The sequence below is a fragment of the Pseudomonas sp. AAC genome (genome assembly GCF_000725445.1).
In the GTDB taxonomy this organism is placed as follows: Bacteria; Pseudomonadota; Gammaproteobacteria; order Pseudomonadales; family Pseudomonadaceae; genus Pseudomonas; species Pseudomonas citronellolis.
Window position 1 is genome coordinate 350,964 of record NZ_KL647101.1, and the last position, 26,307, is coordinate 377,270.

Here is a 26,307-nt window from a genome sequence, read left to right on the forward strand (position 1 = left end):
TTGGCCTGGCCGGGCAGTCTACCATCCCCCCGCGGGCTGCCCGGAACCTCGGTATGGGTTATGGTGTAGGCGCGGTTTCCTTCACATCACCAAGGATTGGCTCATATGAACCAGGAATTCGAACAGAACCCCTACGCGACACCGGCCAGCCAGCTGCAGCAGAACCCCACGGGCGCGGGCGCGCCCAGCATCGAGGAAGCCCTCGCCCGCGGCTACGACTTCCGCATCGGCGACGTGCTGGGCGAAGCCTGGCACAAGGTCAAGGGCATGAAGGGCACGCTGGTGGTCGCGGCGATCATCTACGCCGTGGCGGTCAACCTGCTGAGCTTCGTCATCGCCTTCGTCCTCGGCCTGCTGGGCCTGATCCACGACTCCGAACCCAGCGTGCTGCAAATCCTCGTCAGCGTCCTCGCCGGCGCGCTCTGCTACCCGCTGCTGGCCGGGCTGAACATGATCGGCATCCGTCGCGCCGCCGACCAGCCGGCGACCATCAACGAGCTGTTCGCCTACTTCGGCCTGTTCGTCCCGCTGCTCGTCACCGGCCTCGCGATCACCGTGCTGACCTACCTGGGCCTGATCCTGCTGGTGCTGCCGGGCATCTACCTGGGCGTCTCCTATGCCCTGGCCATCCCGCTGGTGGTGGAGCGCGGTCTGTCGCCCTGGCAGGCCATGGAGGCCTCGCGCAAAGCCATCGGCCAGCACTGGTTCAAGGTCTTCGGCCTGTTCCTGGCGCTCGGCCTGATCATGCTGCTCAGCGCCATCCCGCTGCTGATCGGCCTGGTCTGGACGCTGCCGCTGGCCTTCATCGCCATCGGCGTGCTCTACCGCACCATCTTCGGCGTCTTGCCGCCGGCCAACTGAGAAACAGCCCGGAATTGCCCGCCGCCCTGGTTGCCTAGCAGGGCGGCGCTGGCTAGCATCGGACTTTCCCTCTAGCGACTGCCAACGCCCTTGATCGCCGCCGCGCCACCACGCCCCGCCAGCCCACCGCTGGACACCCGCTACCAGGTGGAAACCCCGGAAGGCATCGACCTGCTGCTGCGTCCGGCCGGGCCGGTGGCCCGCGCCCTGGCGTACCTGATCGACCTGGGCATCCGCGTGCTGCTGATGCTGGTGATGTACATCCTGCTGGCCTTCCTCGGCCAACTGGGCACCGGCCTTGGCCTGTTGCTCACCTTCCTCGTCACCTGGTGGTACATGGTCCTGTTCGAAGTGCTCAACCAGGGGCGCTCGCCCGGCAAGCAGGTCATGGGCCTGCGCGTGGTCCACGACGACGGCACGCCGGTCGGCTGGCCTGCCTCGCTGCTGCGCAACCTGCTGCGCTTCGCCGACATCCTGCCCTTCGGCTATACCCTGGGCCTGCTCGCCTGCCTGTCCAACCCGGCGTTCAAGCGCCTGGGCGACCTGGCCGCCGGCACCCTGGTGATCTACCGCGACCCGCCACCGAGCCGGCCGCCGGTTCCCCAGGTGCCGCCGCAACTGCCGCCGTGCCCGCTGAGCCTGGCCGAGCAGCGCGCCGTCACCGGCTTCAGCGAACGCGCCGCGGGCCTGTCGGCGGCGCGCCGCGAGGAGCTGGCGGGGATTCTCGCCGAGCCCCTGGGCGTGCCCGCGGAACAGGCCGAGGCGCGCCTGGCCGGCATTGCCAGCGGCCTGCTCGGCGGAGGCCTGGCGCCATGAAGCAGAGCCTGTTCGAGCAGCGCCACCGCAACGACTGGAAACGCTTCGCCAAGCGCCTGGAGCAGTTGGAGAGCGGCAAGCGCGAGGAATCCACCCGCGACGGCGACTTCGCCAGCGACTACCGCAGCCTCTGCCAGCAACTGGCCCTGGCCCAGGACCGCGGCTACAGCAGCCACCTGATCGACCACCTGCAGCAGCTGGCCATGCGCGGCCACCAGCAGTTCTACCGCCACCGCAGCCACCTCGGCTCGCGGCTGATCGGCTTCCTGCTGGCCGGCTTCCCGCGCCTGGTGCGCGAAGAGTGGCGCGCCATCGCCGTCGCCAGCCTGCTGTTCTACGGCACCCTGCTGCTCATGGGCGTGCTGGTGTACTGCTTCCCCGACCTGGTCTACAGCGTGCTCAGCGCCGAACGGGTGGCGGAGATGGAAAGCATGTACGCCCCCGACGCCGCGCGCCTGGGGCCGCTGGGCGAGCGCGGCGCCGGGGACAACTGGCAGATGTTCGCCTTCTACGTGATGAACAACATCGGCATCGCCTTCCAGACCTTCGCCAGCGGCCTGCTGTTCGGCCTGGGCAGCCTGTTCTTCCTGTTCTTCAACGGCCTGATGATAGGCGCGGTGGCCGGCCACCTGACGCAGATCGGCTACGTGCAGACCTTCTGGTCCTTCGTCATCGGCCACGGCGCCTTCGAGCTGACCGCCGTCACCTTCGCCGGCGCCGCCGGGCTCAAGCTCGGCTGGGCGCTGCTCGCCCCGGGGCGCCTGAGCCGCGGCGAGGCACTGCGCCAGGCCGCGGCCAAGGCCATCCAGCTGGTCGCCGGGGTGATCCTGCTGCTGCTCGTCGCCGCCTTCGTCGAGGGCTACTGGTCCTCGCTCACGCGCTTCCCGGCCACGGTCAAGTACGGCGTCGGCGCCGCGCTCTGGCTGCTGGTCGGCAGCTACTTCCTGTTCGCCGGACGCCAACGCCATGCGCCTGACTGACGCCAGCGTGGCGATCCGCCCGCGCAGCGCCTGGGAGGCGCTGGACCTCGGCGTGCTCCTGGCGCGGCGGCATGCCGGGCTGCTGATGGCCAGTTGGGCGCTGGTCACGCTGCCGGTGTTCGCCGTGCTCAGCCTGCTGCTGTGGGACTACTCCAGCCTGGCCATCCTGATCTTCTGGTGGCTGAAGCCGGCCTTCGAGCGCCTGCCGCTGTACATCCTCTCCCGCGCCCTGTTCGCCGACACCCCGACGCTGCGCGAGGCCCTGCGCGCCTTCCCCGGCCTGCTGCGGCGCCAGCTGCTGCCCAGCCTGCTGTGGCGGCGCTTCAGCCCGACGCGCAGCTTCGACCTGCCTGTGTTGCAACTGGAGGGCCTGGCCGGCGCGGCGCGCAGCCAGCGCCTGGTGGTGCTGGGCCAGCGCAACGCCGGCGGCGCCACCTGGCTGACGGTGGTCGGCATGCACTTCGAGCTGGCCCTGTACCTGGGGCTGATGGCGCTGCTCTACCTGATGCTGCCGCAGCAATGGCTGTCGGACTGGAAGTGGCAAGCCCTGCTGGACGCCCTGCAAGGCGACTGGCAATGGCTGGAGCACCTGTCCAACCTGCTCTACGCGCTGGTCCTGGTGGTCTGGGAACCGGTCTACGTGGCCTGCGGATTCACCCTCTACCTCAACCGCCGCACCGAGCTGGAGGCCTGGGACATCGAACTGGTGTTCCGCCGCCTGCGCCAGCGCCTGGTGGGCAGCGCCTACGCCCTGCTGCTGGTGTGCGCCGGCGCCCTGGCGATGCTGCCCGGCAGCGCGCCCTGGGCCGCGGAAAGCGCCACCAGCTGCCCGCTGCCCAACCAGGACCCGAACGGCCCCGAAGCCGCGCGCCTGCTGCACCAGAAGCTGACCAGCGAACAGTCGCGCCAAGCCGTCGATGCCCTGCTCGACGCCCCGCCCTTCCGCAACAGCGAGACGGTCACCCGCTGGCGCCTGGGCGAACCGCCCAGGGAGAAGGCCGGCAAGGGCAACGAGGACGACCTCAAGGCCTTCTTCGAGGCCCTGGCCCACTGGCGGCCGCTGGGCCTGATCCTGCAATCGCTGCAGACGCTGCTGTGGGCCGCGCTGATCGCCGCCGTGGTCCTGCTGCTGTGGCGCTACCGCGAATGGCTGCGCCTGTTCGCCAGCCGCCTGGGCCTGCCGCAGAAGGCCCCGCGCGAGGCGCCGGCGGTGCTGTTCGGCCTGGAACTGGCGCCGGAAAGCCTGCCCGAGGACGTCGCCAGCGCCGCCGAACGGCTCTGGGACGAGCAACCCCGCGCGGCGCTGGGCCTGCTCTACCGCGCCCTGCTCAGCCGCCTGCTGCACGACTACCGGGTGCCGCTGCGCGACTCCAGCACCGAAGGCGAAGTGCTGGGCCAGGTGGAAGGCCTGCAGCAACCCGAGCTGGACAGCTACGCGCGGGAACTGACCGGCCACTGGCAGGCCCTCGCCTACGGCCACCGCCCGCCGCCCGGCGAACTGCGCCAGGCGCTGTGCGACGGCTGGCGCCGGCTATTCGGCCCGGGAGCGCCGGCATGAGCCGCTCCACTCGCTGGCTGCTCGGCCTGCTGGTGCTGCTGGTCGGCGCCGCCGTGGGCTGGTACCTGTACCAGAACCTGCGGCCCTACCCGGAGAAGATCGAACACGGCCCCTCCCCCGAGGTGCGGGCCAATCCCTACCTGGCCGCCGAACGCTTCCTCCGCAGCCGCGGCCTGCGTGTCGACAGCGCCAAGGGCCTGGAGGTGCTCGACAACCTGCCCAGCCAGGGGCATACCCTGATCCTGCTGGGCGGCCGCGAGAACGTCACCCCCGCGCAGAACCGCGCCCTGCTCGACTGGGCGCGCCGCGGCGGCCACCTGATCGTCACCGCCGAGCGCCTGTGGGACGAGAAGGACGGCAAGAGCGGCGACCTGCTGCTCGACCCGCTGGGCATCCAGCAATACCTGACCGAGGACCTGGACAAGGGCGCCAGCGCCGACAAGCCCGAGGCCGACGGCGAGACCGCACCGCCGGCCAAGGTGCCGCCGCCCAAGGGCGTCGAGCAGCCAGCGTCCCCCGCGGCGGACCCGGCCAAGGCCGGGGAAGAAGAGGACGCGGACGCCTACCCGGACCTGACCAAGCTCTACCTGGAGAACGAGCAGGCCCCGGCCTACATCGGCTTCGACACCGAGTACCACCTCTACGACTCGAAGAACCTCGCCTACGCCTGGGCCAACAGCCACGACGCCACCCACCTGCTGCAACTGCAGCTGGGCGACGGCCTGGTCACGGTGCTGACCGACAACTGGATCTGGCAGACCGCCAACCTCGACGCCTACGACAACGCCTGGCTGCTCTGGTACCTGACCCAGGACAGCTCCGTCACCCTGGTCTACCGCGCCGACGGCGACAGCCTGCTCAACCTGCTGCTGCGCAACTACCCGCAGGCGCTGGTCGCCCTCGCCCTGCTGCTGGCGCTGCTGCTGTGGCGCGCCGGCCAGCGCCAGGGCCCGCTGCAACCGGTGCCCAGCGGCGCCCGCCGGCAGTTGGTGGAACACCTGCGCGCCGGCGCCGACTTCCTGCTCCGCCAGCGCGGCCACGTGGCCCTGGTGCAAGGCCTGCAGCGCGACGTGCTGCGCCGCGCGCGGCAGCGCCAGCCGGGCTTCGAACGCCTGCCGATCGCCGAACAGTGGCAACTGCTCGGGCGCATGACGCGCCTGCCGGTCAGCGCCATCAGCCAGGCCATGCGGCCCTACCCGGCGCCACGCATGAGCGCCGCCGAATTCACCCGCCAGGTCGCCCACCTGCAAAGCCTCAGGAATGCCCTATGAGCGAACAGACGCCCGAACCCAGCGCCACCCCGTCCGCCAACCCGGCGGCCCAGCGCCAGCGCGCCAGCCAACTGGCCCAGGCCCTGCGCCACGAACTGCAGAAGGCCCTGATCGGCCAGGTCGGGGTGATCGACGACGTGCTCACCGCCCTGCTCGCCGGCGGCCACATCCTGGTCGAGGGCGTGCCGGGGCTGGGCAAGACGCTCCTGGTGCGCGCCCTGGCCCGTTGCTTCGACGGCGCCTTCGCGCGCATCCAGTTCACCCCCGACCTGATGCCCAGCGACGTCACCGGCCACGCCGTGTACGACCTGGCCAGCGAGCAGTTCAAGCTGCGCAAGGGCCCGGCCTTCACCAACCTGCTGCTGGCCGACGAGATCAACCGCGCCCCGGCCAAGACCCAGGCGGCGCTGCTGGAAGTGATGCAGGAACGCCAGGTCACCCTGGAAGGCCGCGCCCTGCCGGTGCCGCAGCCGTTCATGGTGCTGGCCACGCAGAACCCCATCGAGCAGGAAGGCACCTACCCGCTGCCCGAGGCCGAGCTGGACCGCTTCATGCTCAAGCTGCGCATGGACTACCCGCAGGAGGCCGAGGAACAGACCCTGGTGCGCCAGGTGACGCGCTCGGCGCGCAGCGACATGCTCGACGTGGCGCCGCTGCGCCCGCTGCTCAAGGACAAGGACGTGCTGGCGCTGCAGAAGATCGCCGCCGACCTGGCCATCGACGACCAGGTGCTCGACTACGCCGTGCGCATCGCCCGCACCACCCGCAGCTGGCCCGGCCTGGCCCTGGGCGCCGGGCCCCGCGCGTCCATCGCCCTGGTGCGCTGCGCCCGCGCCCGCGCGCTGCTGCGCGGCGGCGACTTCGTGATTCCGGACGACGTGAAAGGCTGTGCCCTGGCCGTGCTGCGCCACCGCGTGCGGCTGTCGCCGGAGCTGGACATCGAAGGCCTGTCGGTGGACCAGGTGCTGCAACAGTTGCTCGACCAGGTACCGGCGCCGCGCCTATGAAGCCATCGCGCGTCCTGCTCGCGCTGCTCGCCGCGCTGGCCCTGGCCGCCATCGGCCTGGGCAGCGCCACGGCCCTGGGCAGCCCGGCGCCGGCCTGGCTGCAACAGCTGTGGTGGGTCCTGCTGCTGGCCCTGCTCGGCCTGGCCCTGGGCGATGCCCTGTGGCTGCGCCGCCTGCCCAGCCCGCGCCTGCAACGCCAACTGGCCGGCAACCTGCCACTGGGGCGCTGGAGCGAGGTACGCCTGCAACTGCAGCATGGCTTCGATCAGCGCCTGCGGGTGACGCTGTTCGACCACCTGCCTTCGGGCATGGACTTCGAGCACCTGCCCCTGGCCGCGGAACTGCACCCGGGCGAGACCACCCAGCTCGGCTACCGCGTGCGGCCGCTGCAGCGCGGCCACTTCGTCTTCCCCCGCTGCGAGCTGGAACTGCCCAGCCCGCTGCGCCTGTGGCGCGGCCGGCGCTTCCTCGAGGTGCGCGACGAAACCCGCGTCTACCCCGACTTCGCGCGCATCTACGGCGCCGAGCTGATGGCCGTGGACCACTGGCTAAGCCGCATCGGCGTGCGCCCCGGCCAGCGCCGCGGCCTGGGCCTGGAATTCCACCAGCTGCGCGAATTCCGCGACGGCGACACCCTGCGCCAGATCGACTGGAAGGCCACCGCGCGCAAACGCACGCCCATCGCCCGCGAATACCAGGACGAACGCGACCAGCAGATTCTCTTCCTGCTCGACTGCGGCCGCCACATGCGCAGCAAGGACGGCGACCTCTCGCACTTCGACCACGCCCTCAACGCCAGCCTGCTGCTGGCCTACGTGGCCCTGCGCCAGGGCGACGCCGTGGGCCTGCAGACCTTCGCCGGCGAGCGGCCGCGCCACCTGCCGCCGGCCAAGGGCAATGCCCAGCTGGGCGCGCTGCTCAACGCCGTCTACGACCTGGACAGCAGCCAGCGCCCGGCGGACTACGCCGCCGCCGTGCAGGCCCTGCTCACGCGCCAGCGCCGCCGCGCCCTGGTGGTGCTGGTGACCAACCTGCGCGACGAGGACGACGAGGAACTGCTGGGCGCGGTGCGCCGCCTGGGCCGCCAGCACCGCGTGCTGGTCGCCAGCCTGCGCGAGGAAGTGCTCGACCAGTTGCGGCAAACGCCGGTGCAGGGCTACGAGGAAGCGCTGACCTATTGCGGCGCCCTGGACTACCTGAACGCCCGCGCCGGCCTGCACGAGAAACTGCTGGCCAATGGCGTGCCGGTGCTGGACGCCAGGCCCAGCCAGCTGGGTCCGGAACTGGTCAGTCGCTACCTGGGCTGGAAGCGCGCCGGGACGCTGTGACCGGCGCCTGCATTGCGCGTAGGTTCCAGGGAAGCACGGATGTAGGAGCGGACTCCGTCCGCGATTGGATTCACCGGCCCCGCCGGACGTCCCGGTGGCACGGCCGACGGTGGCGATGGGTATCGCTTCGCTCAACACCATCCTACGACGGCGTTTCTCCCGCACTCGTAGGAGCGGACCTTGTCCGCGATAGCCTGGCGTATCGGCGCGATTCGCGGATGAGATCCGCTCCTACGGGTCGCCCCACACGCCACGCACATGTAGGAGCGCGCCCTGCGCGCGAATCGCGGGCAGGGCCCGTCCTACACGTATCATTCGCGTACCGCCGATATTTCCCTTTCCTTCACTACCGCCCAGGTCGGTTCAGCGCATCCCGCGGCTCAGACCGACTCCACCTGGCGGCGAAAACTGAAATAACGGCGCAGCGCTTCGACCAGCTCGACGTACTCCGCCGGCGGCGCCACCAGGCTGAAGCCGGAGTCGAAGCTGCCCGGGGTGACGTCTTCGTGGCACCACTGGCAGGTGCCGCTGAAGTCGATGTGCTGGAGCTTGCCGTCCTGCCCGGGAATCTTCAGGCGCATGTCGAATCGCCCGCCCACCAGCATCGGCAGCTGGCTGATCAGCAGCATGCCGTCCAGCGATACGTTGCCCAGGTAGCCCATGGGCTTGTCGGTGATGCTATTGAACACCTTCAGGTAGTACGGCAGCTGATGGCGCTCTATGTGTCGTTGATGACGCATAATGGCTATTCGCTATGAGTTTTACCCAGTATGACGGCGCGACCGCCCTGCGGCCAGCACTAACGGCAACCTTCGGCCACTCGCTCGGCCAGCGAGCGACGAGCGGCATCGATCTGCTCGTCGCTATAGTAGAGGCGTTCACCCTTGGTATCTGTGGAGTAGTAGCGGCCGCCGCGCTGCAAGGTCGCCAACTGGTCGCGCAGGCGGTCGCACTCGGCGCCCGCCTTGGCCTGCTGCTCGGCGGCACGGCTGCGCGCCGCGGCCTGCTCCTCGCTGCGCGCCTGGTAGAACTGGCGGGTACGCTCCTCGCGCTCGCGCGTGGCGGCATCGCGCTCGACCACCTGCGGCCGGACCTCGACGCGCTGGGCGCCGGGCGGCGGGGTTTCGCTGAAATGCACCTTGCCCTGGGCATCGGTCCAGCGATAGATGTCGGCCGCTGCCAGCAAGGGGGCCAGGGCCATGCACAGGCATAGCAACGCACGCATCGCAACCTCCTCCTTGAAGGCAGCCTCTTGAGCTTAGCGAGCACCCGGGCCCGCTCAAGCCGGCAACGACCGGCGGTCAGGGACGCGCCGGCAACGGTTGGGCGGCCTCGCCCGTCAGGCGCCCATTCTGGCGCAGCGTCTCCAGGCGCGCCTTGGCGCGGTAGGCATATTCGCTGCTCGGGTAGCGGGCGATGATGAAATCGTAGGTCTGCGCCGCGTCGACGTAGTACTTCTGGCGCTCCAGGCACAGGCCGCGGAGCATCGAGATCTCCGGCTGCAGCCAGGGCCGCGCGCGGCTCTTGCGCTCGGCGCGCGACAGGTCGAGCATCACCTGCTCGCAATCGCCGCGCTCGTAGGCGCGGTAGGCGTTGTCCAGGTTCTTGTTGGTCGACCAGCTGTTGCAGCCGGTAACACTCGCCGCCAGGGCCAGGATGCACAGGGTTCGCATGGGGCATATCCTCCGTTGGGAACTGTATCGGCGCGCCTTGGCCGCGCTGAAGGGCATCACTAGACTGCGCAGGGAACCCGCCCCGGCGCCAAGGAGATGCCATGCGCTTGCACCCCGCCCTGCCCCTCGCCGTCCTGCTGGGCCTGCTGGCCGCCTGCTCGCCGACCACCCCGCTGTTCGTCGCCCAGGTCACCACCGGCGAAGTCGCCGAGTACAAGAAGCTCAAGAGCGACCGCATGACCGCCGCGGTGGAGGAAGAAGGCGACCTGCTCACCTACAGCGCCCAGGCCATCCGCGACAACCAGAGCGCCGAGGCCGAGCGGCTCTACCTCAGCGGCTACGACAATAGCCGCTACAGCCCGGACGTGCGCGCCATCGCCCTGTACCAGATCGGCCTGATCTACATGAGCCGCTACAACGACCAGCGCGACGACGCCAAGGCCCTGGACTACTTCCAGCGCATCGACCGCGAGTTCCCCGGCACCGCCGCGGCCAGCCACGCCGACGCGCGCATCCTGATGATCCGCCAGCGGGCGAAGGAGCCGGTGCAGAAGAACGCCCGCGAGCTGCTGGCCACCTGGAAGCCGCAGCAGAACCTCGACCTGAACAAGACCAGCCTCGACCCGGACATGACCCTGCTGTCGCGCCGCGCGGTGCTCAAGGACCGCGTCGCCGAGGCCGAGCAGCTGTACCTGCTGGCGGTCAACGACCCGGCCATCCCCGCCGACATCAAGCAGAAGGCGCTGTACCAGTTGGGCCTGATGTACATGGCACCCGACAACCCGCACCCCAGCCGCGCCAAGGCCATCGGCTACCTGCGCCACCTGCTGGTGGACTACCCCGACGGCGAGCTGGCGAACAAGGCCGCGCGCCACCTGGACCAGGCGCTGAACCAGGGCGGCGACTGACGCAGGTCAAGCCGGGCCGGCTACGCTTGCACTGCAATGGCAGCAGCCAAGCGAGGAGCCGACCATGAAACTGCAGCACCTGCTGGTGGTCATCGACCCCACCCGCGACGACCAGCCAGCCCTGACCCGCGCCCAGTGGATCGCCGAACGCAGCGGCGCCAGCGTGGCGCTGCTGGTGTGCGACTACAACCCGGCGCTGGACAACGGCCTGCTGATCCCGCAGCACGAACTGGAACGGGTGCGCATCCTGCAGCAGACCGAGCGCCTGGACTGGCTCGACAAGCTGGCCGCGCCGCTGCGCCAGGCCGGCCTGGACGTGCGCTGCCACACCCGCTGGGGCAAGCCGCTGTACCGCGAGATACTCGCCGCGGTGGCCGAGCACCAGCCCGACCTGGTGCTCAAGTCCAGCAGCCGCCACGGCCTGCTCAAGCGCCTGTTCCTGACCAACACCGACTGGCAGCTGATCCGCCATTGCGAGACGCCGCTGTGGCTGGTCCACCACGGCACCTGGGAAGGGCGCAAGCTGTGCGCCGCCCTCGACCCGCTGCACGAGGGCGACAAGCCGGCGAAGCTGGACCGCCGGCTGATCGCCACGGCGCTGGAGCTGAACCGCCGCCTGGGCCTGCACGCGAGCTACCTGCACGCCTACGTGGCGCTGCCGCAGACCCTGGCCTTCGACGCCCAGCTGCTGGGCAGCTACGACGAACACCTGAAGGCCACCGAGGCGCACCACCGCCAGGCCCTGCACATGCTGATGGCCGCCCACCCGGCCATGTCCGCCGGCGACACCCACCTGCTGCAGGGCTTCCCCGAGGAGGTGATCCCCGAGTTCGTCCGCAACCAGGGCATCGACCTGCTGCTGATGGGCGCGGTGGCCCGTGGCCAGCTGGAGAGCGCGCTGATCGGCCACACCGCCGAGCGCGTGCTGGAAGAAGTCAAGTGCGACCTGCTGGTGCTCAAGCCGGCAGGCGAACCGTCATCGGAAAAGGGGTAAGATGGCCGCCGGGCCGGCCCGGCTCCCGCCGCCGGCCCGCACGCTCGTCTTCCAAGGAGTCCCGCATGTCCGTCCGCCGCACCAAGATAGTCGCCACCCTCGGCCCAGCCAGCCAGTCCCCCGAAGTCCTCGAGCAACTGATCCTCGCCGGGATCGACGTCGCCCGCCTGAACTTCTCCCACGGCACCCCCGACGAGCACCGTGCCCGCGCCCAACTGGTGCGCGACCTGGCCGCCAAGCATGGCCGCTTCGTCGCCCTGCTCGGCGACCTGCAAGGGCCGAAGATCCGCATCGCCAAGTTCGCCAACAAGCGCATCGAACTGGCCGTGGGCGACAGCTTCCGCTTCTCCACCAGCCACCCGCGCGACGCCGGCACCCAGGAAGTCGTGGGCATCGACTACCCGGACCTGGTCAAGGACTGCGGCGTGGGCGACGAGCTGCTGCTGGACGACGGCCGCGTGGTCATGGTGGTGAAGCAGGTGAAGGCCGACGAGCTGGTCTGCGAAGTGCTGATCGGCGGCCCGCTGTCCGACCACAAGGGCATCAACCGCCGCGGCGGCGGCCTGACCGCGCCGGCCCTGACCGAAAAGGACAAGGCCGACATCAAGCTGGCCGCGAGCATGGACCTGGACTACGTCGCCGTGTCCTTCCCGCGTGACGCCAAGGACATGGAATACGCCCGCAGCCTGCTCACCGAAGCTGGCGGCAAGGCCTGGCTGGTGGCCAAGATCGAACGCGCCGAAGCCGTGGCCGACGACGAGGCGCTGGACGGCCTGATCCGCGCCAGCGACGCGGTGATGGTGGCCCGCGGCGACCTCGGCGTGGAAATCGGCGACGCCGAGCTGGTCGGCATCCAGAAGAAAATCATCCTGCACGCCCGCCGCTACAACAAGGCGGTGATCACCGCGACGCAGATGATGGAGTCGATGATCCACAACCCGATGCCGACCCGCGCGGAAGTCTCGGACGTGGCCAACGCCGTGCTCGACTACACCGACGCCGTGATGCTCTCGGCCGAGAGCGCCGCCGGCGAGTACCCGGTGGAAGCGGTCCAGGCCATGGCGCGCATCTGCCAGGGCGCGGAGAAGCACCCGACCACCAAGAAATCCAGCCACCGCCTGGGCCAAACCTTCGAGCGCTGCGACGAGAGCATCGCCCTGGCGGCCATGTACACCGCCAACCACTTCCCGGGCATCAAGGCGATCATCTGCCTCACCGAGAGCGGCTACACCCCGCTGATCATGTCGCGCATCCGCTCCTCGGTGCCGATCTTCGCCTACTCCCCGCACCGCGAGACCCAGGCCCGCGTGGCGCTGTTCCGCGGCGTCGAGACCATCCCCTTCGACCCCGCCGCGCTGCCGCCGGAGCGCGTCAGCCAGGAAGCCGTGGACGCGCTGCTGCAACGCGGCGTGGTGACCAAGGGCGACTGGGTGATCCTGACCAAGGGCGACAGCTACACCACCCAGGGCGGCACCAACACCATGAAGGTGCTGCATGTGGGGGACCTGCTGGTCTGAGTGGGATGGTGAGTGATGGAGGCCGCCTTTGGGCGGCCTTTGTTTTTTGGGGATTTCGCCGGGGGTATCGCGGCGTTGGCTCGGCTCCGTTCCCTCTCCCCAGCCCTCTCCCTGAAGGGAGAGGGGGCCGTCCGTGCAAGTGGGAAATAATGGTTTTCGCCGGCAACACCGAAGTTGCCGGAAAGCACCGCGGTTACAGTTCGCGCCGAACCAGTCCCCTCTCCCTTCAGGGAGAGGGTTAGGGAGAGGGCAGCGGCCAAGCCACCATCCAAGACCAACCGGCGTGTGCCCCCATCGCCACGGCCGCCTTCAAGTCAGTTGATCAAAACCCGGCCAGCGCCGCCCAACCCTAGCAACCACGCGCCCCCGGCCCTTCCGCCCCAAGCTTATCCACAGGCCTTCCCACAGTTATTGTGGGCAAGCCCGGTGCGCTGATCGCACAACTCGCGCCACCGGCTGACTGTAGGACAATTCCAGCAAATCAGGCACTTACGAAGGCCCCGGCCGGCAGCGGAACGGGCGATGGATCAAATACCGCACAACATCGCACAACCCAGGCCCGGCGGGCGCCCGGGCAGTTGGCCCCAAGGTTATGCACAGCTCTGCCCACAGTTTCTGTGGGCAGCCGTCCAGCTCAGGCGAGGCGCGAGAAGTCCGGCTGGCGGCGCTGGGTGAAGGCGCTCAGGGCCTCCAGGGCTTCCGGCGAACTGAGGCGCTGGACGAACAGTTCGCCCTCTTCCGCCACCACCTTGCGCAGCTCGTCCATGTATGGCGCCTTGAGCAGGCGCTTGCTCAGCGCCAGGGCCGCCGGCGGCAGGGCCTGCAGGCTCTGGGCCACTTCGCGGGCGCGTTCGAGGGCGGCGGCGCCGTCGGCCAGGGCCTCGTTGGCGATGCCGAAGGCCACCGCCTGTTCACCGCTGAAGCCGTCGCCGCGCATCAGCAGGCTGGCGGCGCGGACGTGGCCGAGCAGGCGCGGCACCAGGAAGCTGGAGCCGAATTCCGGGCACAGGCCGAGGTTGACGAAGGGCATCTTCAGCTTGGCGCCGCGGGCGACGAAGACCTGGTCGCAGTGCAGCAGCAGGGTGGTGCCGATGCCCACCGCCGGGCCGGCCACCGCCGCCAGCACCGGCTTGCTGAACTCCATCAGCGCGCGCATGAAGCGGAACACCGGGCTGTCCTGGCCGCTGGGCGGGTACTGGAGGAAATCGTGGATGTCGTTGCCGGCGGTGAAGCACTCGGCGTTGCCGGCGATCAGCACCACGCGCACGCCGCGGTCGTGCTCGGCGGCCTCCAGGGCGTCGGCCAGGGCCGCGTACATTTCCCGGGTCAGCGCGTTCATCTTGTCCGCGCGGTTCAGACGCAGGGTCAGCAGGCCCTGCTCGCGCTCGACGAGAATCTGTTGGCTCATGGCAACTCCTTGGCAGCAGGCTGTGGCGGCCGGGCTCTGCGGCCCGGCTCAGGCGTGGGAGAGGAACAGGTCGGCCAGGGTCTGGCCGCGCGGCACCCCGGCCAGGTACAGGTGGCGGGCGAAGCGCTCGACGCTGGCGGGCTGGCCGCAGAGTAAGGCGATGCTTCGCCGCGAGACAAGGCGGAATTGCGCCAGATGCGCGTCCAGATCGGCCGGCAGCGCCAGCGCCACCTGCAGGTCGGGATGGGCCGCGGCCAGCGCCGCCAGTTCCGCCGCCAGGTAGTGCTCGGCCGGCGTGCGCGCCAGGTGCAGCAGGCGGATCGGCCCCTGGTGCCCTTCGTCCAGGGCCTGGCGCAGGATGCCCCACAGCGGCGCCAGGCCGGTGCCGCTGGCCATCAGCAGCAGCGGGCGCTCCTGCCATTCGGCGTCGTAATGCAACGCGCCGCCGCGCAGTTCGCCCAGGCGCAGTTCGTCGCCCACCCGCAGCTGGCGCGCCGCGTCGCAGAAGGCGCCGGGGGCCTGGCAGGCGATGTGGAATTCCAGCCAGGGCTCGGCGTCCGGCAAGCTGGCGAGAGAGTAAGGACGCGCCACCTCGCCCAGCCACAGCACCAGGTGCTGGCCGGCTCGATAGCGCAAGGGCCGTTGCGGCTGCAGGCGCAGGCGCAGGATGTCCGCCGCCGGCCAGTGCAGTTCGGCGACCGTCGCCGGCAGGCCGTCACGTTGGGGGTCGAAGACCTCGACAACGCAGTCCGCTACCACCCGGCACTGGCAGGCCAGGCGCCAGCCCTCGGCGCGGCGCGCGGCGTCCAGCGCCTCGGGGCGATCGTCGAGCAGCTCGCCGCCACTGCAGCGCACCAGGCAGGCATGGCAACTGCCCGCGCGGCAGCTGTAGGGAATAGCGATCCCCTCGGCGCGCAGGGCATCCAGCAGGTTGCTTCCGGCGGCCACTTCCCAGTGTCGGCCGCCGGCATGCAGTTCAGGCATCGCTCTCCTCCCATGCCGCCTCGCAGCGATTGCGTCCGCTACGTTTGGCACGGTAGAGCGCCTGGTCGGCCCGCTGCAAGGCCTCGTCGAGATCGTCGCCGCTCTGCAGCAGCGTCATGCCGGCGGAAAGGCTCAGCACCGGCACTTCCACACCCATCGGCTCGGCCGCCGCATAGGCCTGGCGCAGGCGCTCGCAGCAGGCGGCGAGGCGGTCGCTGTCGGCCTCGGGCAGCAGCAGCACGAACTCCTCGCCGCCGTAGCGCGCCAGCACGTCGCCCTCGCGCAGGCAGGCCCGCGCCACCGCGGCGAAGGTCTGCAGCACGCGGTCGCCGGCGGAATGGCCGTGGACGTCGTTGATGCGCTTGAAGTGGTCCAGGTCGATCAGCGCCAGGCCGTGGCGCTGCCCCTCGTCCAGATCGTCCAGCGCGCGCCCGGCCAGGCGCAGGAAGTGGCGGCGGTTGAACAGCCCGGTGAGTTCGTCGGTGGCCACCAGGTCTTCCAGCTGGCGCATCATCCCGCGCAGGGTGTCCTGGTGCGCCTGCAGCGCGTAGCGGCGTTGGCGCATGCGCTGGCGCAGGGCCTGCACATAGCCGGCGAACAACGTCAGCCAGACCAGCACGATGAACAGCACCAGCAGTTGCAGCACGGCCTGCCCGGGCAATTGCAGGCGCTGGCGGAAGGCTTCCCAGAGGTTGAGGCCGGCGAAGGCGATGAAGGCCAGGCCCGCGCAACGGGCGAACACCCGCGGCTGCAACTGGAACACGCCGAACAGCAGGATCAGCACGTAGAGCACCATCAGGGTGCCGCGCACGCTGTCGACATGGGCCAGGAAGAAGGTGGTCCAGACCAGCGCCACCAGCACCTGCGGCTCGGTCAGGCTGGCGTCGACGAAGCGCTGGTTGCGGCCGCTGGCGAACAGCCAGAAGAACACCGCCTGGCTGGCCACGGCGCACAGGGTGGCGGCCAGCGCCAACGCCGGGGAGCCATGGTAGAAGTCGCCGATCACGGTCAGCCAGAGCAGCAGCAGGGCCATCGCGTAGGTGCCGAGGGCCATGCCGAACCGCCTGAACAATAGTTTTTGGAGGGCGCGCTGCTTCAGCGGGGAACTCGGTGTGCTCATGGGGGCTCCATCCCGTAATGGCACTTGGCCCTCACTCTACTATCAAAGCCACAGCATGCCTAGCCGACCGGAAAGTGGGCGCTTGCCGCCCCTGCCGACCAAGGTCGGATCGCCGGCGCGTGCGCCCGGCCCTGGCACGGCGCTATACTACGGCGCCCTTTTTGCGCCGGTGCCTGACCGGACGCGTTCGGTGTACGTGGCTTAGCCGCCTGAAATACCCGCCTGACATACCCGCCTGAAGAGGACCGTGCTCCATGGCCGTGATCAAGCAAGACGACCTCATCCAGAGCGTCGCCGATGCCCTGCAGTTCATCTCCTACTACCACCCGGTCGATTTCATCCAGGCCATGCATGAGGCGTACCTACGCGAAGAATCGCCGGCCGCCCGCGATTCCATGGCGCAGATCCTCATCAACTCGCGCATGTGCGCCACCGGCCACCGCCCGATCTGCCAGGACACCGGCATCGTCACCGTGTTCGTCCGCGTCGGCATGGACGTGCGCTGGGACGGCGCCACCATGAGCGTCGACGACATGATCAACGAAGGCGTGCGCCGCGCCTACAACCTGCCGGAGAACGTCCTGCGCGCCTCCATCCTGGCCGACCCGGCCGGTGCGCGTAAGAACACCAAGGACAACACCCCGGCGGTGATCCACTACTCCATCGTCCCGGGCAACACCGTGGAAGTGGACGTCGCGGCCAAGGGCGGCGGCTCCGAGAACAAGTCGAAGATGGCCATGCTCAACCCGTCCGACTCCATCGTCGACTGGGTGCTCAAGACCGTCCCGACCATGGGCGCCGGCTGGTGCCCGCCGGGCATGCTCGGCATCGGCATCGGCGGCACCGCCGAGAAGGCCGCGGTGATGGCGAAGGAAGTCCTGATGGACCCGATCGACATCCACGAGCTGAAGGCCCGCGGCCCGCAGAACCGCATCGAGGAACTGCGCCTGGAGCTGTTCGACAAGGTCAACCAGCTGGGCATCGGCGCCCAGGGCCTGGGCGGCCTGACCACGGTGCTCGACGTGAAGATCATGGACTACCCGACCCACGCCGCCTCGCTGCCGGTGTGCATGATCCCCAACTGCGCCGCCACCCGTCACGCCCACTTCGTGCTCGACGGCTCCGGCCCGGCCGAGCTGGAAGCGCCGCCGCTGGACGCCTACCCGGAAATCGTCTGGGAAGCCGGCCCCTCCGCGCGCCGCGTCGACCTGGACAAGATCACCCCGGAAGAAGTGCAGAGCTGGAAACCGGGCGAGACCCTGCTGCTCAACGGCAAGATGCTCACCGGCCGCGACGCCGCGCACAAGCGCATGGTCGACATGCTGAACAAGGGCGAAGAACTGCCGGTGGACCTGAAGGGCCGCTTCATCTACTACGTCGGCCCGGTCGACCCGGTAGGCGACGAAGTGGTCGGCCCGGCCGGCCCGACCACCGCCACCCGCATGGACAAGTTCACCCGGCAGATCCTGGAAAGCACCGGCCTCTTGGGCATGATCGGCAAGTCCGAGCGCGGCCCGATCGCCATCGAGGCGATCAAGGACAACAAGGCCGTGTACCTGATGGCCGTCGGCGGCGCCGCCTACCTGGTGGCCCAGGCGATCAAGAAGTCCAGGGTCCTGGCCTTCGCCGAACTGGGCATGGAAGCGATCTACGAGTTCGACGTGAAGGACATGCCGGTGACCGTGGCGGTCGACACCAACGGCGAGTCGGTGCACATCACCGGTCCGGCGATCTGGAAAGACAAGATCGCCCACAGCCTGGCGGTGGAAGTGAAGTAAGCCTTCGCTTCAGCGCCAGGAAAAAGCCCGGCCATGCGCCGGGCTTTTTCATATCTGCGGAAACCGTAGGGCGCATAACGCCCCAGGCGTTATCCGCCACCACGCCAACGCCAACGGCGGATAACCGCGAACGGTCATCCGCCCTACGATCCGATGGGTTGGCCGATGCAGCGCGCGAAGATGCGTTCCAGCGCCCTGTAGTCGCAGAGCACTGCGTCGATGTTGGCGCCAATCCACTCGTTCTCTTCCACCGCCCACCAACTGACCTCGAAGCCGACGTTGACGATCAGGTGCTCGAACAGGATGCGCTGGGCCCGGCCATTGCCCTCGCGGAACGGGTGGATCATGTTGAGGTCGCCGTAATGCTCGGCCACGGCCACTATCAGTCGCTCATGCTCGTAGCCCTCGAACCAGTTGGCTCGCGCCATGGCGCGGAAAATCTTGTCCGCTTCCGGTTCGATGCGATTGACGTTGCAGAAATGGGTGTCGCGCTTGGAGATATCCACGCTGCGAATCTGCCCGGCCCAGTCGTAGAGGTCCTGGAACAGGATATGGTGGATGCGTTTCAGGTATGCCAGGTCGTAAGGCGGCGGTTCGAAGTCGAGATGACTGGCGGCGATTTCGGAAAGGTCGCGCTCGGCGCGGGACAGCAGGTCATCGCTGTGAAGATCGAGACGATTGCGCAGGACGCTCGTACCCGGATAGCAGTACGGGTCCTGGCCGGCACCGTACTTGTCCAGGCTCAGGCCTGCTTGCGGTAGGCGCGCAGGACCGCTTCGCGGCTGGGCAATTCGCGGGCGGCGTCGCTCTCAGTAACTTCGTAGCCTTCCAGACGCAGGCTGGCCGCGTAGTTGGAACGACGGGTCTTGGCGCAGTAGGCCTTCTTGGCTTCCAGGCTGGGGGTTTTCACCAGTCGATGCCTCGCTTCAGGGGCTGAAATTCCATTATACGTGAGCTGGCGCGACTTGGCCGCGTATTCCCCGGCGCGGATTCCTCCGCGATTGCGCCAAGGCGCTCTTCGTAGGATGGGTTGAGCTTGCGAAACCCATGCGGTTGCGCTGATGGGTATCGCTTCGCTCAACACCATCCTACGAAAAGCGCCCCCTGCGGCATTCCCATGTAGGAGCGCGCCCTGCGCGCGAAATCGCGGGCAGGGCCCGCTCCTACAGGGCCGGGGATCAGGCGCTGCGCGGCACCCGGCTCAGTTGCGCTGGTGGGTATCGCTTCGCTCAACGCCATCCTACGAAAAGCGCCACCTGCGGCATTCCCATGTAGGAGCGCGCCCTGCGCGCGAAATCGCGGGCAGGGCCCGCTCCTATAGGGCCGGGGATCAGGCGCTGCGCGGCACCCGGTTCAGCTCCACTATGTTGTCGCGGCGCTGGGCCAGGTAGCGGGTGCAGCTCACGCGCAGGAAGGAGGCGAAGTTGACCACTTCGCCGCGGTAGTCCATCACCTCGTCGTAGAGCTTAGCGATCAGCTGGTTGGTGGTCATGCCGTCCACTTCGGCGATCTCCCGCAGGATGTCCCAGAACTGGTTCTCCAGGCGCAGGGTGGTGACCACGCCGCGGATGCGCAGGGAGCGGGAGCGCGACTCGTAGAGGATAGGGTCGGCCTTCACGTAGAGTTCGCACATGCTCTGCCTCCTTCTATAGACGCGAACGCCAGTCTACAGGCTGATCTTCGTGCCGAGCACTTCGAGGAACTTCGCCAGCCACGCCGGGTGCGCCGGCCAGGCCGGGGCACTGACCAGGTTGCCGTCGACGTGGGCGGCGTCCACCGGGATGTCCACGTATTCGCCGCCGGCCAGCTTCACTTCCGGGCCGCAGGCCGGGTAGGCGCTGCAGGAGCGGCCCTTGAGCACGCCGGCCGCGGCCAGCAGCTGGGCGCCGTGGCAGACGGCGGCGATGGGTTTCTTCGCGGCGTCGAAGGCTTTCACCAGTTCGATCACCCTGGCGTTCAGGCGAAGGTATTCCGGGGCGCGGCCGCCGGGGATCAGCAGCGCGTCGTAGTCTTCAGCGCGAACAGTGGCGAAGTCGGCGTTGAGGGCGAAGTTGTGCCCCGGCTTCTCGCTGTAGGTCTGGTCGCCCTCGAAGTCGTGGATGGCGGTGCGCACGCTCTGCCCGGCCTTCTTGTCCGGGCACGCCGCGTGGACGACGTGGCCGACCATCTGCAGCGCCTGGAACGGCACCATGGTTTCGTAGTCCTCGGCGTAGTCGCCGACCAGCATCAGGATCTTCTTCGCGGCCATCGCAGCATTCCTCCGGGCAGAGGCCCGGCCATGGGCGGCCGGGCATGCCAGACAGGTTAGCCACTCCCCGCCGCGGCGGGTAATAGGCCGCTACTACACCGCCAGGCGCTGCGGCACTTCGGCCCGGACCTGGCGGGCATCCTCCAGGATCAGCTCGGCGCCCTTCTCCGCCACCATCATCACCGCCGCGTTGGTGTTGCCGGAGGTGACGTTGGGGAAGATCGACGCATCCACCACGCGCAGGCCCTCGATGCCGTGCACCCGCAGGCGCTTGTCGACCACGCTGGACTGCGGGTCGGCGCCCATGGCGCAGCTGCCGCACAGGTGGTAGATGGAGCCGCAGTTCTCGCGGAAGTACTGCAGCATCGCCTCGTCGGACTGCACCGCCGCACCCGGCAGCACCTCTTCCACAGTCACAGCCTTGAGCGCCGGTGCATTCATGATCTTGCGGATCAGCCGGCTGCCCTGGATGGCTTCGTCTATGTCCTTCTGCGTGCTCAGGTAGTTGGGGTCGATCAGCGCCGCGTCGGCCGGGTTCTTCGAGGCGATGCGCACTTCGCCGCGGCTGGTCGGCCGGCACGGGTTGAAGCACAGCAGGAAGCCCGAGTACGGCTCCGGCTTGAGGCTGGCCTTGCTGCTCTTGGGAATCTGGTAGGACAGCGGGTTGAAGTACAGCTGCAGGTTCGGGTGCGCCTGGCCTTCGTCGCTGCGGAAGAAACCGCCGCTCTGGTTAACGCTCATCGACAGCGGGCCCTTGCGGGTGAACAGGTACTCCAGGCCCAGCTTCGCCTGGCCCAGCAGCGAGCCGAAGTCGTCGTTCAAGGTGCGCACGTTGGCCTTGTAGTAGTAGCTGACGCACAGGTGGTCCTGGAGGTTCTTGCCCACCGCCGGCAGGTGCAGCACTTCCGGGATGTGGTGCTGGCGCAGCAACTCGCTGTCGGCCACGCCGGAGAGTTGCAGCAGCTTCGGCGAATCCACCGCGCCGGCCGCCAGTATCACCTCGCGGCGGGCGCGGAATTCGCGCTGCACGCCATGCTGGCTGAGGCTCACGCCGATGGCGCGCCTGTTCTCGTCGAACAGCACGCGCTCCACCTGGGCGTGGCGCTCGATGTTCAGGTTCGGCCGGCCCAGCGCCGGGTGCAGGTAGGCGAAGCTGCTGGAGCAGCGCTGGCCGTCGCGGGTGTTGACGTCGTAGATGCCGGCGCCTTCGAAGTGCGCGCCGTTGAAGTCCTCGCTGCGTGGGTAGCCGAGCTCCTCGCAGCCCTCGAGGAAGGCGTCGCAGATCGGGTGGGTGTGGCCCTTCATCGGGCTGATGCGGATCGGCCCGCTGGCGCCGTGGTACTCGCTGGCGCCCAGCGGGTGGGACTCCAGCTTGCGGAAGTACGGCAGCACTTCCTTGAACGACCAGCCGTCGTTGCCATTGGCCGCCCAGTCGTCGAAGTCGTGGGCCTGGCCGCGCACGTAGATCATCGCGTTGATCGAGCCGGAGCCGCCCTGCACTTTCCCGCGCGGCGCGTACAGCTGACGGCCGGCGAGCTGCTGCTGCGGCTGGCTGTAGTACATCCAGTTGAAGGTCGGGTTGTAGTAGAGCTTGGCGAAGCCCACCGGCACCTTGAACCAGGGCGAGGAATCCTTGCCGCCGGCTTCCAACAGCAGCACGCTGTGCTCGCCGGATTCGCTCAGGCGGCTGGCGAGGATGCAGCCGGCCGAGCCGGCGCCGACGATGATGTAGTCGTAAGTCATGAATCTCGTACCGCAAGTAAGGGGACCCGCGCCGGCCGGCGCGGGCGCGGGTGTCAGCCCTTGGCCGGGGCGTTGTCCTTGACGTCGACCGGCTCCGGGCCCATCTGCAGGTGCAGGCGCTCGCCGGTGTAGGGGGAATGCCGGCGCACCACGTCCATGTCCAGCTCCACGCCCAGGCCGGGCTCGCTGGAGGGGATGATGTAGCCGTCTTCCCAGTGCAGCGGCTTCTTGAGGATTTCCGCGTGGAAGCCGTCCCAGGTGCCGATGCTTTCCTGGATCAGGAAGTTCGGCGTGCAGGTCGCCAGCTGGAAGCTGGCCGCCGCGCCAATGGGGCCGTTGTACAGGTGCGGGGCGATCTGCGCGTAGAAGGCCTCGGCCATGGAGGCGATCTTCTTGCCTTCGAGCAGGCCGCCGCAGCGCCCCACGTTCATCTGCAGGATCGACGCGCCGCCGGCCTGCAGCAGGCGGAAGAACTCGTACTTGGTGGTCAGCCGCTCGCCGGTGGCGATGGGGATGCTGGTCTTGGCCGCGACCTGGCCCATGGCCTCTTCCTGGCCCGGCGGGATGGGCTCCTCGAACCACAGCGGGTCGTATTTCTCCAGGCGCCGGGCGAGGCGGATGGCCGAGGACGGCACCATCTGCCCGTGGGTGCCGAACAGCAGGTCGCACTTGCTGCCCACCGCTTCGCGGATCTTGCGGCAGAAGGTTTCGCAGCGCTCCAGCACTTCCAGCGACAGCTGGTGGCCGGAGAACGCGGTGTAGGGCCCGGCCGGGTCGAACTTCAGCGCAGTGAAGCCCAGGTTCATGTTGTGCACCGCGCATTCGGCGGCCAGGTCCGGGTCGGAATAGTCGTACTCGCCCCGGGCGTTCTTCGGGTACAGGTAGGTGTAGGAACGCAGGCGCTCGTGGACCTTGCCGCCGAGCAGCTCGTACACCGGCTTGTTCGCCGCCTTGCCGACGATGTCCCAGCAGGCCATCTCCAGGCCGCTGACCACGCCCATCATGGTCAGGTCCGGGCGCTGGGTGAAGCCGCTGGAGTAGGCGCGGCGGAAGAAGCGCTCGATGTGGTGCGGGTCCTGGTCCAGCAGGTAGCGCTGGAACACGTCCTCGATCACCGGGACCATCGCCCTGGGGTGGAAGGTGGCGGCGTAGATTTCGCCGACGCCCTCGATGCCGCAGTCGGTCTTGAGGGTCACGAACAGCCAGTACATGCCGCCGATGTGCGGCGGCGGGACGGCGACCACGTGGGTCTGCAGGGAGACGACTTTCATGCTTGGCGCGCTCTCTTGTCGATGCGTTTCTTCAGGATCAGGGTGGCGACCACGCCCAGCAGGCCCACCGCCACGACGTAGGAGAAGTAGATCTGGTAGCCGACGAAGCCGGGGAAGCGGTCGGTGATCCAGCCGTTGAGCAGCGGCAGGAAGACGTCCGGCGAATAGCCGACCAGGGAAATGATGCCGATGGCCAGGCCGGTGACGCGCAGCGGGATGTGGCAGTCGTCGAGGATGGCCCAGTACAGGCCGCGGATGGCATAGGTCATCAGGCCGATGAAGATCACCAGGAACACCAGCACACTCAGCACGTGCAGGCTCGGCAGCAGCACCAGGCCGAGCATGCCCAGGGCCGAGAGCAGCATGGCCCAGGTCAGCACCCCGGTCTTGGAGAAGCGGTCGCCCAGCCAGCCGCCGCCGATGCCGCCGACCGGGCGCATCCACAGCTTGATGGTGGTGATCAGCCCGGCCATGGTCGCGCTCAGGCCGAAGCCGCCTTCCTGCAGGTAGGCCGAGAAGCTGTAGGTGGCCCAGAAGAAGTGGTAGCCGCAGAAGACGATGGCGGTCACCAGCCACAGCTCGGGGATGCGCGCCAGGGTGCGCAGGTCTTCCAGCAGGTTGCCCTTGCCCGAGGCGGCGCGCTCGCCCTGCGCACCTTGCGGGTCGCGCAGCATCATCAGCACCACGCCGAGGACGATGCAGCAGGCGGCGTAGAGGTGGATGACCAGTTGCAGGCCCTCGGCGTTGCGCTCGCCGCGGGTTTCGGTGACGTAGGCGAACAGCGCGATGGCCACGGTGGCCAGCAGCGCCTCCACCAGCCCGCGGCCGCCGTCGAGCACGCCGAAGAAGCGGCCCTGCTCGGCCTCGCCGGCGAGCATGTTCACCCGCTTGATCAGCGAGGCCCAGAAGGTCAGCCCGGTGGTGATGCCGAAGCCGCAGAAGATCGCCAGCAGCGCCTGGAAGCCGGGCAGCTGCGCGTACCACAGGCCCAGCACGCCGGTGCCCAGCAGCGAGAAGCTGATCAGGTAGCGCGGCGAGATGCGGTCGGCCAGCCAGCCGCTGGGCAGGTAGCTGACCAGGAAGGCGCTGCCGAGGATGGAATACAGGTAGCCCAGCTCGCTGTTGCTGATGGCCAGGGCCTCGAGCATGGTGCTCTGGTACACCTGGCGCAGGTAGAGCATGGGGTAGATGGCGCCGGCGGCGAGCACCAGCAACGCCAGTTGCAGGTAGCGCGACAGGTTGGCGCTGGACGGAACGGCCATGGGCATGGCCTCTGCACTTATTGTTTTTTTCATCATGCGTCTCGTGGCCGGCGCTGGCACCGGCGGGTTGTCGGAAAAGCGCGGCGCGCGCCGGGCGCAGGCAGGCGCCCGGCGCGGCTCGTCAGTACTTCAGGACCACCAGGCGGGTCTGGGTGAACTCCAGCATCCCGTGCTTGCCGTCGTCGCCGCCCAGGCCCGAGCGCTTCCAGCCGGCGTGGAAGCCCTGGTAGGGGTCGGCGGGGGTGCGGTTGACGTACAGCTCGCCGGCCTCGATGGCGTTGGCCACCTTCATCGCCGTGCGGTAGTTCTCGCTGTAGAGCACCGAGGACAGGCCGAACTGATGGTCGTTGGCCATGGCCAGGGCTTCGTCGAGGGTCTCGTAGCGCAGCACCGGCAGCACCGGGCCGAAGATTTCCTCCTGGACGATCTCCATGTCCTGGCGGCAGTTGCTCAGCAGGGTGGCCGGGTAGAAGTGGCCCGGCCCTTCCGGCAGCACGCCGCCGCATTCCAGCCGGGCACCTTCGGCCAGGGCGCGCTGCACCTTGGCATGGATTTCCTGGCGCGAACGTTCGTTGACCAGCGGGCCCATGCGGCTCGGGTCCTCGCTGCGGTCGCCGCTGCGCACCGCGGCAAGCTTGTCGCGCAGCAGGGCGAGGAAGCGGTCGTGCACGCTGGCCTGCACGTACACGCGCTCGATGGCGGTGCACAGCTGGCCGCAGTGGGTGGTCTTGGAGGCGGCGATGGCGCTGGCCGCCTGCTCCAGGTCGGCGTCGGCCTCGATGATCGCCGGGGTCTTGCCGCCCAGCTCCAGCGACGGCTTGGCGATGTTCGCCTTGCAGTAGTCGAGCACGGTGCGCCCGGCGCCGACGCTGCCGGTCAGGGTGATCATGCCCACCGCCGGGTGCTGGCAGAGCGTGGCGGCGACCTCGTGGACCATGGTCAGCACGTTGAACACGCCGGCCGGCAGCTCGGCCTCGGCGGCGGCGCGGGCGATCTCGAAGGCCGAGGTCGGGGTGTTGTTGCTCGGCCGCACCACCACCGTGTTGCCGGTGATCAGCGCCGGGGCGACCTTGCGCAGCAGGGTGTAGACCGGGTAGTTGAAGGGGATCAGGCAGGCCACCACGCCGATCGGCTCGCGTTGCAGCAGGATGGTCTCGTCGCGGGAATCGCTGGGGATCACCTCGCCCTCGATGCGCCGCGCCCATTCGGCGTGGTAGCGGGTGATCTGCGCGGCGTAGACGGCCTCGTTGGTGGCGTCCTGCAGGCTCTTGCCGGACTCGCGGGCCAGCGCCTCGCCGATGCGTGCGGCGTTGCGCTCGATGGCCTCGGCGAAGCGCCGCAGGTATTCGCCGCGCTCGATGGCCGGCAGCCTGGCCCAGTCGCGCTGGGCGCGTTGCGCGGCTTCCACGGCCTGGCGCACCTCGGCCTCGCTGGCGGCCGGCACCTCGGCGATGCAGGCCCCGGTGGCCGGGTCGGACACGGCGATGCGGGCGGCCACGGAGCCGTCGCGGAAACGGCCGTCGATGAAGTTCTGGTCAGTACGCATGGGCATTCCTGTGGTTCAAGCAGCGCGGTGGCGG

Annotated in this window: 25 protein-coding genes; 11 read left to right on the top strand and 14 right to left on the bottom strand. The window is 68.9% G+C overall.

What is annotated here, in order from left to right; all coding sequences use genetic code 11:
* Positions 1–105: 105 nt before the first annotated feature.
* The 7 genes from FG99_RS27000 to FG99_RS27030 all read left to right on the top strand — a co-directional run bounded on the left by FG99_RS27000 (position 106) and on the right by FG99_RS27030 (position 7,821).
* Positions 106–861, top strand: a complete 756-nt coding sequence (locus tag FG99_RS27000) for an integral membrane protein (protein ID WP_043273288.1) — start codon at positions 106–108, stop codon at positions 859–861.
* A 90-nt stretch (positions 862–951) separates the two neighbouring features.
* Positions 952–1,677, top strand: a complete 726-nt coding sequence (locus tag FG99_RS27005) for an RDD family protein (RefSeq protein WP_043273289.1) — start codon at positions 952–954, stop codon at positions 1,675–1,677.
* Positions 1,674–2,657, top strand: coding sequence for a stage II sporulation protein M (locus tag FG99_RS27010; RefSeq protein WP_009615817.1), 984 nt, complete (start codon positions 1,674–1,676; stop codon positions 2,655–2,657). The genes FG99_RS27005 and FG99_RS27010 overlap by 4 nt, the downstream gene beginning before the upstream one ends.
* On the top strand, positions 2,644–4,215 hold the full coding sequence (locus FG99_RS27015; protein ID WP_043273291.1) for a DUF4129 domain-containing protein: 1,572 nt from the start codon (positions 2,644–2,646) through the stop codon (positions 4,213–4,215). The genes FG99_RS27010 and FG99_RS27015 overlap by 14 nt, the downstream gene beginning before the upstream one ends.
* Complete coding sequence (locus tag FG99_RS27020) at positions 4,212–5,486, top strand: DUF4350 domain-containing protein (protein ID WP_043273292.1); 1,275 nt, start codon at positions 4,212–4,214, stop codon at positions 5,484–5,486. The genes FG99_RS27015 and FG99_RS27020 overlap by 4 nt, the downstream gene beginning before the upstream one ends.
* Positions 5,483–6,493: an AAA family ATPase gene (locus FG99_RS27025; RefSeq protein WP_009615810.1), complete on the top strand. Its 1,011-nt coding sequence runs from the start codon at positions 5,483–5,485 to the stop codon at positions 6,491–6,493. Before FG99_RS27020 ends, FG99_RS27025 begins: the two co-directional genes overlap by 4 nt.
* The gene (locus FG99_RS27030; RefSeq protein ID WP_043273293.1) at positions 6,490–7,821 is read left to right on the top strand and encodes a DUF58 domain-containing protein; all 1,332 of its coding nucleotides are present in this window, start codon (positions 6,490–6,492) and stop codon (positions 7,819–7,821) included. Before FG99_RS27025 ends, FG99_RS27030 begins: the two co-directional genes overlap by 4 nt.
* A 380-nt stretch (positions 7,822–8,201) precedes the next feature.
* On the opposite strand, the gene FG99_RS27035 is transcribed toward FG99_RS27030, so the two are convergent.
* From FG99_RS27035 to FG99_RS27045, 3 genes are all read right to left on the bottom strand, one after another.
* A complete protein-coding gene (locus tag FG99_RS27035; RefSeq protein WP_009615807.1) occupies positions 8,202–8,561 on the bottom strand; it encodes a PilZ domain-containing protein in 360 nt (119 codons plus the stop codon).
* A gap of 59 nt (positions 8,562–8,620) precedes the next feature.
* Positions 8,621–9,046, bottom strand: coding sequence for a DUF4124 domain-containing protein (locus FG99_RS27040; protein WP_009615806.1), 426 nt, complete (start codon positions 9,044–9,046; stop codon positions 8,621–8,623).
* Positions 9,047–9,122: 76 nt separating this feature from the next.
* Positions 9,123–9,494: a tetratricopeptide repeat protein gene (locus tag FG99_RS27045; protein WP_043273299.1), complete on the bottom strand. Its 372-nt coding sequence runs from the start codon at positions 9,492–9,494 to the stop codon at positions 9,123–9,125.
* A gap of 101 nt (positions 9,495–9,595) precedes the next feature.
* On the opposite strand from FG99_RS27045, the gene FG99_RS27050 reads away from it, so the two are divergent.
* The 3 genes from FG99_RS27050 (at position 9,596) to pyk (ending at position 12,913) form a co-directional block, all read left to right on the top strand.
* Positions 9,596–10,402 (top strand): tetratricopeptide repeat protein, encoded by an 807-nt coding sequence (locus FG99_RS27050; RefSeq protein WP_043273300.1) that lies wholly within the window; start codon positions 9,596–9,598, stop codon positions 10,400–10,402.
* A 64-nt stretch (positions 10,403–10,466) separates the two neighbouring features.
* On the top strand, positions 10,467–11,396 hold the full coding sequence (locus FG99_RS27055) for a universal stress protein (protein ID WP_043273301.1): 930 nt from the start codon (positions 10,467–10,469) through the stop codon (positions 11,394–11,396).
* Between the two features lie 65 nt (positions 11,397–11,461).
* Positions 11,462–12,913: a pyruvate kinase gene (gene pyk, locus FG99_RS27060; RefSeq protein ID WP_043273302.1), complete on the top strand. Its 1,452-nt coding sequence runs from the start codon at positions 11,462–11,464 to the stop codon at positions 12,911–12,913.
* A gap of 634 nt (positions 12,914–13,547) precedes the next feature.
* On the opposite strand, the gene FG99_RS27065 is transcribed toward pyk, so the two are convergent.
* From FG99_RS27065 to FG99_RS27075, 3 genes are read right to left on the bottom strand one after another with little or no spacing between them, the layout of a single operon-like run.
* The gene (locus tag FG99_RS27065) at positions 13,548–14,321 is read right to left on the bottom strand and encodes an enoyl-CoA hydratase (RefSeq protein WP_043273304.1); all 774 of its coding nucleotides are present in this window, start codon (positions 14,319–14,321) and stop codon (positions 13,548–13,550) included.
* Positions 14,322–14,369: 48 nt separating this feature from the next.
* On the bottom strand, positions 14,370–15,305 hold the full coding sequence (locus FG99_RS27070; protein ID WP_043273305.1) for an iron-sulfur-binding ferredoxin reductase: 936 nt from the start codon (positions 15,303–15,305) through the stop codon (positions 14,370–14,372).
* Positions 15,298–16,425, bottom strand: a complete 1,128-nt coding sequence (locus FG99_RS27075; RefSeq protein WP_043273307.1) for a GGDEF domain-containing protein — start codon at positions 16,423–16,425, stop codon at positions 15,298–15,300. Before FG99_RS27075 ends, FG99_RS27070 begins: the two co-directional genes overlap by 8 nt.
* Before the next feature lie 254 nt (positions 16,426–16,679).
* On the opposite strand from FG99_RS27075, the gene FG99_RS27080 reads away from it, so the two are divergent.
* Positions 16,680–18,203: a fumarate hydratase gene (locus FG99_RS27080; RefSeq protein WP_043273308.1), complete on the top strand. Its 1,524-nt coding sequence runs from the start codon at positions 16,680–16,682 to the stop codon at positions 18,201–18,203.
* 143 nt (positions 18,204–18,346) lie between these two features.
* On the opposite strand, the gene FG99_RS27085 is transcribed toward FG99_RS27080, so the two are convergent.
* The 8 genes from FG99_RS27085 to aldA all read right to left on the bottom strand — a co-directional run bounded on the left by FG99_RS27085 (position 18,347) and on the right by aldA (position 26,273).
* Positions 18,347–18,943, bottom strand: a complete 597-nt coding sequence (locus FG99_RS27085) for a putative adenosine monophosphate-protein transferase Fic (protein WP_043273309.1) — start codon at positions 18,941–18,943, stop codon at positions 18,347–18,349.
* A 2-nt stretch (positions 18,944–18,945) separates the two neighbouring features.
* Positions 18,946–19,113 carry a YhfG family protein gene (locus tag FG99_RS31695; RefSeq protein ID WP_009615782.1) on the bottom strand — a complete coding sequence of 56 codons (168 nt, stop codon included), beginning with the start codon at positions 19,111–19,113 and terminating at the stop codon, positions 18,946–18,948.
* A 420-nt stretch (positions 19,114–19,533) separates the two neighbouring features.
* A complete protein-coding gene (locus FG99_RS27090) occupies positions 19,534–19,836 on the bottom strand; it encodes a ribbon-helix-helix domain-containing protein (protein ID WP_024128433.1) in 303 nt (100 codons plus the stop codon).
* Between the two features lie 33 nt (positions 19,837–19,869).
* Positions 19,870–20,451: a DJ-1/PfpI family protein gene (locus FG99_RS27095; RefSeq protein WP_009615778.1), complete on the bottom strand. Its 582-nt coding sequence runs from the start codon at positions 20,449–20,451 to the stop codon at positions 19,870–19,872.
* A 93-nt stretch (positions 20,452–20,544) separates the two neighbouring features.
* The gene (locus FG99_RS27100) at positions 20,545–22,194 is read right to left on the bottom strand and encodes a GMC family oxidoreductase (protein ID WP_043273311.1); all 1,650 of its coding nucleotides are present in this window, start codon (positions 22,192–22,194) and stop codon (positions 20,545–20,547) included.
* Positions 22,195–22,247: 53 nt separating this feature from the next.
* Positions 22,248–23,465, bottom strand: coding sequence for a mandelate racemase/muconate lactonizing enzyme family protein (locus FG99_RS27105; RefSeq protein ID WP_043273313.1), 1,218 nt, complete (start codon positions 23,463–23,465; stop codon positions 22,248–22,250).
* Positions 23,462–24,760, bottom strand: a complete 1,299-nt coding sequence (locus FG99_RS27110; protein ID WP_256568159.1) for an MFS transporter — start codon at positions 24,758–24,760, stop codon at positions 23,462–23,464. Before FG99_RS27110 ends, FG99_RS27105 begins: the two co-directional genes overlap by 4 nt.
* A gap of 88 nt (positions 24,761–24,848) precedes the next feature.
* Positions 24,849–26,273: an aldehyde dehydrogenase gene (aldA, locus tag FG99_RS27115; protein ID WP_043273316.1), complete on the bottom strand. Its 1,425-nt coding sequence runs from the start codon at positions 26,271–26,273 to the stop codon at positions 24,849–24,851.
* Positions 26,274–26,307 lie beyond the last annotated feature (34 nt).

Excerpts from the sequence above, each read along its gene's own strand:
- FG99_RS27080 (WP_043273308.1), top strand. The coding sequence starts at position 16,680 with ATGGCCGTGATCAAGCAAGACGACCTCATCCAGAGCGTCGCCGATGCC.
- FG99_RS27020 (WP_043273292.1), top strand. The coding sequence starts at position 4,212 with ATGAGCCGCTCCACTCGCTGGCTGCTCGGCCTGCTGGTGCTGCTGGTC.
- FG99_RS27090 (WP_024128433.1), bottom strand. The coding sequence starts at position 19,836 with ATGTGCGAACTCTACGTGAAGGCCGACCCTATCCTCTACGAGTCGCGC.
- FG99_RS27075 (WP_043273307.1), bottom strand. The coding sequence starts at position 16,425 with ATGAGCACACCGAGTTCCCCGCTGAAGCAGCGCGCCCTCCAAAAACTA.
- FG99_RS27040 (WP_009615806.1), bottom strand. The coding sequence starts at position 9,046 with ATGCGTGCGTTGCTATGCCTGTGCATGGCCCTGGCCCCCTTGCTGGCA.
- FG99_RS27010 (WP_009615817.1), top strand. The coding sequence starts at position 1,674 with ATGAAGCAGAGCCTGTTCGAGCAGCGCCACCGCAACGACTGGAAACGC.
- FG99_RS27025 (WP_009615810.1), top strand. The coding sequence starts at position 5,483 with ATGAGCGAACAGACGCCCGAACCCAGCGCCACCCCGTCCGCCAACCCG.
- FG99_RS27035 (WP_009615807.1), bottom strand. The coding sequence starts at position 8,561 with ATGCGTCATCAACGACACATAGAGCGCCATCAGCTGCCGTACTACCTG.
- FG99_RS27105 (WP_043273313.1), bottom strand. The coding sequence starts at position 23,465 with ATGAAAGTCGTCTCCCTGCAGACCCACGTGGTCGCCGTCCCGCCGCCG.
- pyk (WP_043273302.1), top strand. The coding sequence starts at position 11,462 with ATGTCCGTCCGCCGCACCAAGATAGTCGCCACCCTCGGCCCAGCCAGC.
- FG99_RS27015 (WP_043273291.1), top strand. The coding sequence starts at position 2,644 with ATGCGCCTGACTGACGCCAGCGTGGCGATCCGCCCGCGCAGCGCCTGG.
- FG99_RS27110 (WP_256568159.1), bottom strand. The coding sequence starts at position 24,760 with ATGAAAAAAACAATAAGTGCAGAGGCCATGCCCATGGCCGTTCCGTCC.
- FG99_RS27095 (WP_009615778.1), bottom strand. The coding sequence starts at position 20,451 with ATGGCCGCGAAGAAGATCCTGATGCTGGTCGGCGACTACGCCGAGGAC.
- aldA (WP_043273316.1), bottom strand. The coding sequence starts at position 26,273 with ATGCGTACTGACCAGAACTTCATCGACGGCCGTTTCCGCGACGGCTCC.
- FG99_RS27045 (WP_043273299.1), bottom strand. The coding sequence starts at position 9,494 with ATGCGAACCCTGTGCATCCTGGCCCTGGCGGCGAGTGTTACCGGCTGC.
- FG99_RS27065 (WP_043273304.1), bottom strand. The coding sequence starts at position 14,321 with ATGAGCCAACAGATTCTCGTCGAGCGCGAGCAGGGCCTGCTGACCCTG.
- FG99_RS27030 (WP_043273293.1), top strand. The coding sequence starts at position 6,490 with ATGAAGCCATCGCGCGTCCTGCTCGCGCTGCTCGCCGCGCTGGCCCTG.
- FG99_RS27100 (WP_043273311.1), bottom strand. The coding sequence starts at position 22,194 with ATGACTTACGACTACATCATCGTCGGCGCCGGCTCGGCCGGCTGCATC.
- FG99_RS27055 (WP_043273301.1), top strand. The coding sequence starts at position 10,467 with ATGAAACTGCAGCACCTGCTGGTGGTCATCGACCCCACCCGCGACGAC.
- FG99_RS27050 (WP_043273300.1), top strand. The coding sequence starts at position 9,596 with ATGCGCTTGCACCCCGCCCTGCCCCTCGCCGTCCTGCTGGGCCTGCTG.
- FG99_RS27070 (WP_043273305.1), bottom strand. The coding sequence starts at position 15,305 with ATGCCTGAACTGCATGCCGGCGGCCGACACTGGGAAGTGGCCGCCGGA.
- FG99_RS27000 (WP_043273288.1), top strand. The coding sequence starts at position 106 with ATGAACCAGGAATTCGAACAGAACCCCTACGCGACACCGGCCAGCCAG.